This window comes from Rhodococcus sp. UFZ-B548, from assembly GCF_903819475.1.
Taxonomy (GTDB): Bacteria; Actinomycetota; Actinomycetes; order Mycobacteriales; family Mycobacteriaceae; genus Rhodococcus_F; species Rhodococcus_F erythropolis.
In genome coordinates, this window is the sequence record NZ_CAIJDS010000100.1 from 1 (window position 1) to 8,667 (window position 8,667).

Sequence of the window (8,667 nt, forward strand, 5' to 3'; positions counted from 1 at the left end):
CGAGGACCAGCCCGTCTACTTCAGTCCCGCGTCAGCAACGTCCATACCCACAACAGCTAAGTCGGCACGGGCGGTCTCGCCATGAATGAGACGGTCGTGTTTACTGTCGGATGTCCGCAGTGCGCGACGAATCGCATCGATTCGGCCGGGAGGCAGCCAGCATTCTGCACTCGGACTCTACCTGTTGTGAGGAGAAGTCCGATGCTCACTGTTGATGACCGGGGCGAGCGGAACACGGTCGTTGTGGATGGGCGCTCGCGGGACTCGTTGAACGGGACCGTGATTTTTCGTGGCAACGACAACCACATATCTGTCGGCCCCGGCTGTTCGAGTGCGGGTATGTACCTGGACTTGGGTTCCGAGAGTTCGGTTCGGATCAACGCGCGCACGGTGCTGAACGACATCTTCGTCTTCACCGAACGAGATGGCCATTTCACCGTCGGGTCGGACAGTGGTTTCAACGGGTCGACACGAATTCTGATGCATGAACCCGGTCGCGTGGATATGGGATATGGAGTACTTTTCGCTGGCCAGATCGACGTCTCGATCAGCGATATGCACTCGATTATCGATGTCGAGACATCGGAGAGAATAAACCCTGCTAAGGACATCGAGATCGGTAACCGGGTGTGGATAGGACAGCGTTCGATGGTGCTCAAGGGGGCGCGTATCGGCGACGGATCGGTCGTAGGGGCGATGTCGCTGGTTCGCGGGACGCTGCCCGATAACTGTGTCTGCGCAGGTGTGCCGGCCAAAGTTTTGCGTTCCGGCGCGACATGGCGATTCGATTTGGTCCCGTCAATGGAGAACGGGTCGAGCAAAGCTGCGGGTCCACCGGTGCGTTCGGATTCGGTACTAACGCGGCTTCGTTCGGCCGCTCGTATCATGCGTGAGGGCTGAACGTGCGATCGGATGATCGGACGTCGGATATAATCAAATTTTTCACTACCGTGCTCAGGTGAATTCTGGCCGGAACCGAAGGAGACACTTGCGGTTTTCCATGGTGAGGGAGCTGCGTGATTCACGGGAGCTCCTTCTCAATCTGACTCGACGAGAAATCAAAGCCAAGTACAAGGGGACTGCCTTCGGCCAACTCTGGTCGCTGGCCAACCCTCTGATGGCCATGGTCATTTACACGGTCGTCTTTTCTTACATAATCAAGATCACCCCTGATCCCGGAGACCCGAGCGGCATCGATGTTTTTGCTTTGTGGCTGCTGTGCGCGCTCCTGCCTTGGACATTTTTCACCAATGTGGTCAACGGGGGGATGGTCTCACTCGTCGGTAACGCGAATCTCATTCAGAAGGTCCATTTCTCGCGCGTATCACTGGTGATCGCGAACTCGCTTTCCTCCGCTTTCACCTGGTCAATCGAGATGGCAGTGCTGCTTGTCGCACTGGTCTTGGTGGGATCGAAGTTCTTGATATGGCTCCCCCTCCTCTTTGTGGTAATGATCTTGCTCTGGATGTTTGCAACAGGTATCTCGATGATGGCCTCGATTGCGAATGTTTACTTCCGTGACACTCAACATTTTGTAAATATACTCTTCCAGCTTTGGTTCTATTTAACGCCGATAGTTTATCCTGCCGCATTAGTTGTTGAGCAATCTGACAAAATTGGCCCCATTGTGGCCGGCGTTACTCTGGCGGATATCTACAACTTGAACCCGATAGGGCAATTTTTGGAGGTAATCCGAAATCTCATTTACGACAATCGGATGCCTGAAACCGCAAATTTGATCGCTTGTGTCAGTTGGTCCGTCGGAGCTTTCGTCGTTGGCAGCCTCGTCTTCCAGCGGCACGTGAAGGGATTGGCCGAAGCACTATGAGCGAGAATGCAATCAACGTCGAAAATATATCGAAGAAATTTCGAATATATCACGAACGTAATCAGACATTGAAGACTGCGGTGATGAGTCGACGGATATCAATTCACGATGACTTTTGGGCACTCAAAGACATTTCTTTCGAGATTCCGAGCGGATCGACCTTTGCGCTGGTTGGTAACAACGGGTCCGGAAAGTCGACGCTTCTCAAATGCATCGCACAAATATTGTATCCAACAAAAGGATCTATCAAAACATTGGGTCGACTGGCTGCGCTTCTTGAAGTAGGATCAGGATTTCATCCCGAATTGACTGGTCGCGAGAATGTGTACCTCAACGGGTCGATACTCGGCATGAAGAAGGCTGAAATAGATCGAAAGTTTGACGAAATCGTAGATTTCTCCGGGGTTGAGGAATTTATTGATCAACCAGTGAAAAACTATTCCAGCGGAATGTACGTCCGTCTCGGATTTTCGGTTGCCATCACTGTCGAACCAGAGATACTCGTTGTAGATGAAGTATTAGCTGTTGGTGATGCAGCTTTCCAGGAAAAGTGTACCGCAAAATTTGCTCAAATACGCCACGAAGGTCGCACGGTAGTGGTAGTCGCACATTCGATTGCGGCACTAAGGAATATGTCCGACCATGCGGCTTGGCTCGAACACGGTGAGTTGAAGGCTGTCGGCCCCGCCAGTTCAGTACTTGAACAGTATTTCGACTCGACTCGGACAGACCTCGGCCGAGACGCGCAAGGTAGAATCCGTTACGGATCGGGTGAAGCACGCTTGGAAGCGGTGGAGGTCGTCGGTTACGGCGAAACATCTGATCTGATGCAGGTGGTTGCCGGCGCGCCGATCGAATTTCGTATCCACTACACCGCAAGCGAGAGAATCGATAATCCAGTCTTCGCTCTCACGATCGAGACCGTGGATGGGATTCTGCTCTGGGACACCAATACTCGTGACTCTGACTTTCCGATACCGGTTATCGACGGGGGCGGAGTGTTGAATTTCATGATTCCGTCCTTGCCTCTGACTTCTGGGGAGTTCGTCGTACATGCGTCGGTGTCAGATCAGAGCACACAACACGTATTCGACCACGTTAGAGGCGCCGTGCGTTTGCTCGTAGAAAGAGGAAGCTACGGCGTCGAACGGAGCGGATACTTGGCTCTCGGCGGCCGCTGGAACACTACAGACACGATCTGACTCATGCCAAATTTCTGTCACGCGACGCGCGCCGGTGATACCAGTCGCCTGCTGCAGGGAACACCGCAATGTTGAAGTGCTCGGACAGTTCGAATTACGGTGAAAACCGGGACAAATTCCGTCTGGGGATTGCTACCCGGGAGCCTGAAGTTCGTGGGGCACGGGCCTGGGAACAGCAGTATATTCGAGGCCTGCGTATAACGGATACATTGGTAGTTGCAGGCGCCGTATTGGTTGCGCAATGGGTGAGAGTAATGGCGGACGAGACATTCGAGGCCTGGAGGTCCGAGCATCTCCGTTACACTCTGATATCAATCGTTCTTGCCATTTTGTGGTTGATCTTTCTGGCCATCAATCGGACTAGATCGCCGCGAGTAGTCGGAAGTGGGCCCGAGGAGTATCGCCGAGTCGTTACATCCACCGTACGTCTGTTCGGATTGATCGCGATGGGTTCCCTGCTGCTGAAATTCGACCTTGGGCGCGGATACCTGGCGGTAGGATTTTCCGTTGGGCTCATGGGCATTTTAGTCGGTCGACGTATGTGGCGGAGACGAATTGCAGCCAAGCGTGTTCGAGGACTTTTGCAAACCTCGATAATTCTGATCGGTAGCAGAGAAGCTGTGGCTGATGCAGATAGTTCGTTCGCACGCGACCCAGGTTCAGGATATCGTGTTGTCGGTGCATGCGTTCCGAATTTTCAAATTGGTGCCGAAACATATATTTCATCTCTTGGCAGAGAGATTCCCATCTATGGCGACGAGAGTTGCGTGCTCGACGCTTTAAAAGTATCTAACGCAGATACCGTAGTGGTCAGTGCGACGGAACATCTAGGTCTCAAGGGAATGCGAAAGCTGGTGTGGGACCTCGAACCCTTCAATGTTGATTTGGTCGTCTCGCCGGGTGTGATCGATATTGCCGGTCCTCGCTTGGAAATGCGTCCAGTTTCAGGATTTCCGTTGATTCACATCGAGAAGCCTCAATATCATGGAGCGAAGAAGTTCGGAAAGAAGTCCTTCGATGTTATTTTCGCGCTACTGGCGCTCGTCGCTTCGTCACCATTAATCGCGATTTCCGCAGTCGCAATAAAAATCGACAGCCCGGGTCCGGCTTTCTATGTATCGGAGCGAATAGGTTTGGGTGGTGTGCCCTTCCGAATGTTCAAACTTCGTTCGATGGTTGTCGATGCAGACTCGAAATTTCTCGGGTTGATGCATACAAACGAGGTGGAGGGTGGGGTGTTGTTCAAGGTTCGTGACGATCCTCGAATGACACGGGTCGGTTCGTGGCTTCGCCGATACAGTATCGACGAGCTGCCCCAGTTTTTGAATGTTCTCCGCGGTGAGATGAGTGTTGTCGGACCTCGGCCGCCACTGCTGCGTGAGACCGAAGTTTATGACGATCAAATTCGTCGTCGATTGTTGGTGAAACCTGGACTGACTGGACTGTGGCAGACCAGTGGCCGGTCCGATTTGCCATGGGATGAGACTGTCCGACTGGATCTACTGTATGTCGAAAACTGGTCTCTAGTTCAGGATTTGTTGATCGTGGTCAAGACCGTGCGGACCGTAATCAGGGGCGACGGTGCGTATTGAGTGAGAATGAACTGGCGCGAACCAGTTTGGCATTTCGTTCGCACGCTATGACTCTCCGATCCTGCGTCAGGCTCTTGCCGGTGCGGGACACCGCAGAAGGGAACTTCAGACGCTGTGAGCATTCACGATGACGGTACGAAGGTTGAAAGACAGGGCGGCCGTCGTCGGGCGAGGGGCGGTGCGCACCGCCGTGTTAAACCTTCGACTTCACACAGTCCACTCACGCGCAAGGTCGGCGGCGGAGCGCTGCTCGTCTTGTCCATGTTCGCCGTCTGGTTCGGGTATGAATCGGTAGTCACCGTCACCAATGCGATGGCCGCGAGGGACAGCGTAGATCAAATAAAGACCTCCTTACTTGGTGGTAACGCTGACGAGCTCAACGCCAGTATCGAATCTGCGGCGCACTCCGTGGCTCGATCTCACGCGGCTGCGAACTCGTTGCCATGGCGCATGGTAGCGGCAGTTCCGGTCGTGGGAAGCCCATTCCGCTCGGTGCAAGGCATCATCGATGTTGTAGACGGGTTGGTGTCGGATGTATTGGTTCCGGCGTCGAAGACGGGGGCGGTTCTGTCTGCAGGCGGCTCAGATAGCGGCGGCCATAATTTGAATTTGGCCGCATTTGCCGACGCCGTTCCCGCTCTCGCTCAGGCGAAGGAGGCTTCGGCGGGCCTTGCCGTAGAAGCGGCAGATATTCCGTCGACCTTTTTCTCGCCTGTCGATGGGATTCGCACTCAATTGGTCGAGCAGACCACCCAGCTCACAGGATGGCTTGATACAGGATATTCAGCAGCCCAGATCCTCCCGTCGATGCTTGGGGCAGAGGGACCTCGCAACTATTTCGTCGCCTTCCAGACAAATGCGGAGGCCCGCGGGACGGGAGGATTGATGGGAGGGTCCGCGATCGTGCGTGCGGAGAACGGCCAGATTTCGGTCGAAAAGCCCGAGAGTAATCTCGAACTTGAATTGAAATACGATCCAATCGACCTAGGCCCTGAATTCGAGAAAATGTATGGCGGAGACCTGGCGAGCACCACGAACTGGCAAAATGCGAATTTCAGTCCCAACTTCCCATACGCTGCACAGATCTGGCGATCGATCTGGGCCCAGCATTCCGGATTGACGGTCGATGGAGTCATCGCAACAGACCCAGTCGCGTTGAGCTACATCCTGTCGGCCGTCGGCCCCATTCAGATGCCTGATGGGGAGATCATCGACGAGTCGAATGTTGTTGAAATCACGCTGAATCAGGCCTACTTCCGCTTCGGTGAAGATCAGTATGCCCGTAAGGATTACCTGCAAGACATCGCGAAGTCGGTTATCGAGAAAATAAATTCTCGATCGGGATCCATGAAAGACCTATTCAAGGCGATATCGAGGGCTGTCAGTGAACAGCGGATATCTGTCTGGAGTGCGAATCCAGCAGAACAAGAATTCATTGCGGGGACCGCGGTCGCCCACACAGTGCCCGGAGATTCAGCTCCTTACGCCAACGTGATTGTCAACAATGGAGCCGGCGGCAAGATGGATTACTATTTGGCTCGTAGCATCGCGTACCGGGCGGATTCGTGCGAAGGTGAGCGACGTAATTCCACAGTAGATGTTCAACTGACCAACACTGCCCCCATGCGCGACGACTATCCGTCTTACCTGGTCGGGCGCAGAACCGAGGTCACGCAGTATCCTGGACCACCCGGCACGAACCGGTCGGTGGTCTCGCTGTTCGCCACAGAAGGAGCCGAACTCAGTCAGGTAACTATCAACGGCGCTCCGTCCTTTGCGATCATGACGAAAGAGCTTGGGCACCCGGTTTTTACCGTTCAAGTGCTCACCGAACCCGGAAAATCCGCGGATATCCAGTTTCAGATGACGGAACCTACAGCGTCCGGTGAGGCTCGCGTTCCGATTCAACCACTGGTGATACCGGCTCATGTAGAGGTGGACGTCCCGACCTGCTGAAGTCGTCAGTCAGTTCCTTTTTCGCGGAGCAAAGAGAGGCATTACTATGATCAATCGCATGTCGTCCGGAATCGTTGTCGGCTTATTGACAGTGATACTGACAATTGGTTCCGGCGCTGCACCAAGCTTTGCGGAACCGGCCGGCGACTCGTCGCTGTCACACTCGACGGGACTGGTCCATGTCGCCGACAGGCAATGGGAGCTGTCTGTGTACTCGGAATCTATGGATCGTGTGATCGTGTTAGACGTGTTGCGCCCCGAGACCGGAAACGAATCCCTGCCGGTTCTCTACTTGCTCGGCGAACTTTGGGAACAGAAAACAGATGTGAAGGACTTTTTCTCCGACAAGAATGTGAATGTGGTCATGCCACGCGGCGGCGCGTACACATACTATGCGGATTGGAAGAACGACGATCCGGTATTGGGTAGGAACAAATGGTCGACCTTCTTGACCCGAGAGCTCCCGCCGATCATCGACGACGTCCTGAAAACCAATGGGAAGAACTCTATTGCCGGAATCTCCATGGCGGCCACTTCCGTTCTGAGCCTGGCCATCGACGCCCCAGGACTGTACAGCGCAGTGGGATCGTACAGCGGTTGCGCCCAGACAAGTGACCCACTCGGCGCGTTGTACGTCCGAGTTCTAGTGGAGGGAAGGGGAGGTGGTGATACAACGAACATGTGGGGCCCCACTGATGACCCGGCATGGGCAGCGAACGACCCGTACCTTCGAGCGGACGAGTTGCGCGGAACTGAAATCTATATTTCTAATGGCGCAGGGTTGCCAGGCCCTCACGACACATTCGACTCACCGGGCATCGACCGAGACCCGAAAGCATGGGTTGATCGTCTGGTGGTCGGCGGCCTCATCGAAGCCGCCACTAACATGTGCACTAACCGTCTGACGTCACGGCTTGACAAGATCGGCATCGATTACACGTTCAATTTTCGTATCAATCGCACCCACGACTGGGGATACTGGCAGGACGACCTTCATGATTCCTGGCCGATGTTCGAAGCTGCGATGCGTGGCAGCACATCCTAAAGAACCGTGGAGCAAGGGTTCACGCATCGTAGTGACGCAAAGACGCGGTATAGCGGTGTCGAGAGGTCACGATAATGAGTGAATCTGTCGCTGTTGTGATCGTTACTCATAATGGGGAGCGCTATCTGCCCGACCAGGTTCGATCGATCTTGTCGCAGAGTCTTGTGCCTGCACTGATCGTGCTGGTCGACGATCAGTCGCAGGATTCATCGGTCTCGACGGTCAGGCAACTGGTCGCGGGATCAGGAATCGAACTCCGGGTGGTTCAGGCACCGCCGGCACTGGGGATCGAACTTTTCACCAGAATCGCTGCGAATTTCGAGCTTGGCCTGCGTGAGGTGGTGCACTGTAGGTTCGTTGCGTTCTCTGATCAGGATGATGTGTGGGAACCACATCGTCTGGCACACCAATCTGAGCGGCTGGTGGCTACCGGAGCGGCGGTCACGGTAGGCGACGGGATGCTCATCGACGAGTCGGGTCAATTATTGAATTCCACGCTTCGCGAGAATTTTCCGGTACTCGATAACTGGGATTTAGCGAGCCCGCTAGCGCGTTTCCGCTCGGTGATCAGATCGCCGATGGCGACGGGGGCCGCGATGATGATCGAACTGGCTTCGGTGGCACCGACGTTACCGGTACCACCGGGTTGGCTTCATGACCGGTGGTTGTCTCTCATTGCTGCCAGTCGTAATGCGTTAGATGTTGATGACGAGATGGTAGTTCGATATCGAATTTCTGACGGCCAAACCGTCGGTGTGAACACCGCGGTCGACAAATCGCCGGTAGCGCGGATCGGAAGCACCCTGGTACAACCGCTTGTGGCGGTGCGCAAAATGCACCATTTGACACGCCGATTGCGCCCGCTTGCCACTGATGAGAGCATTCGGCGTCAGCTGACTTTTGCGCGGATGGTGCACTTATATCTGATGCCGGGTCGCGTTGCAGCGAATTCTCTGGGGTGAGGTAGAGGATCAGCAACCCGCTCTAGATGTTGTGGGTATGGACGTTGCTGACGCTGGATTGAAGTAGACGGGCTGGCCCTTC

At 54.6% G+C, this 8,667-nt stretch carries 7 protein-coding genes; all 7 read left to right on the forward strand.

Annotated features, from left to right (window positions below):
* Nucleotides 1–390 precede the first annotated feature (390 nt).
* Nucleotides 391–900 (forward strand): acyltransferase, encoded by a 510-nt coding sequence (locus tag H7C86_RS37790; RefSeq protein WP_182263423.1) that lies wholly within the window; start codon nt 391–393, stop codon nt 898–900.
* An 88-nt stretch (nt 901–988) separates the two neighbouring features.
* Nucleotides 989–1,828 carry an ABC transporter permease gene (locus tag H7C86_RS36005; RefSeq protein WP_259349428.1) on the forward strand — a complete coding sequence of 280 codons (840 nt, stop codon included), beginning with the start codon at nt 989–991 and terminating at the stop codon, nt 1,826–1,828.
* Nucleotides 1,825–3,030, forward strand: coding sequence for an ABC transporter ATP-binding protein (locus tag H7C86_RS36010; RefSeq protein WP_182263424.1), 1,206 nt, complete (start codon nt 1,825–1,827; stop codon nt 3,028–3,030). Before H7C86_RS36005 ends, H7C86_RS36010 begins: the two co-directional genes overlap by 4 nt.
* Before the next feature lie 68 nt (nt 3,031–3,098).
* Nucleotides 3,099–4,622, forward strand: a complete 1,524-nt coding sequence (locus H7C86_RS36015) for a sugar transferase (protein WP_182263425.1) — start codon at nt 3,099–3,101, stop codon at nt 4,620–4,622.
* A gap of 114 nt (nt 4,623–4,736) precedes the next feature.
* Nucleotides 4,737–6,578, forward strand: a complete 1,842-nt coding sequence (locus H7C86_RS36020) for a DUF4012 domain-containing protein (protein WP_182263426.1) — start codon at nt 4,737–4,739, stop codon at nt 6,576–6,578.
* A gap of 46 nt (nt 6,579–6,624) precedes the next feature.
* Complete coding sequence (locus tag H7C86_RS36025) at nt 6,625–7,623, forward strand: alpha/beta hydrolase family protein (RefSeq protein ID WP_182263427.1); 999 nt, start codon at nt 6,625–6,627, stop codon at nt 7,621–7,623.
* A gap of 74 nt (nt 7,624–7,697) precedes the next feature.
* Entirely contained in the window at nt 7,698–8,585 is an 888-nt protein-coding gene (locus H7C86_RS36030; RefSeq protein WP_182263428.1) for a glycosyltransferase, read from the forward strand.
* Nucleotides 8,586–8,667 lie beyond the last annotated feature (82 nt).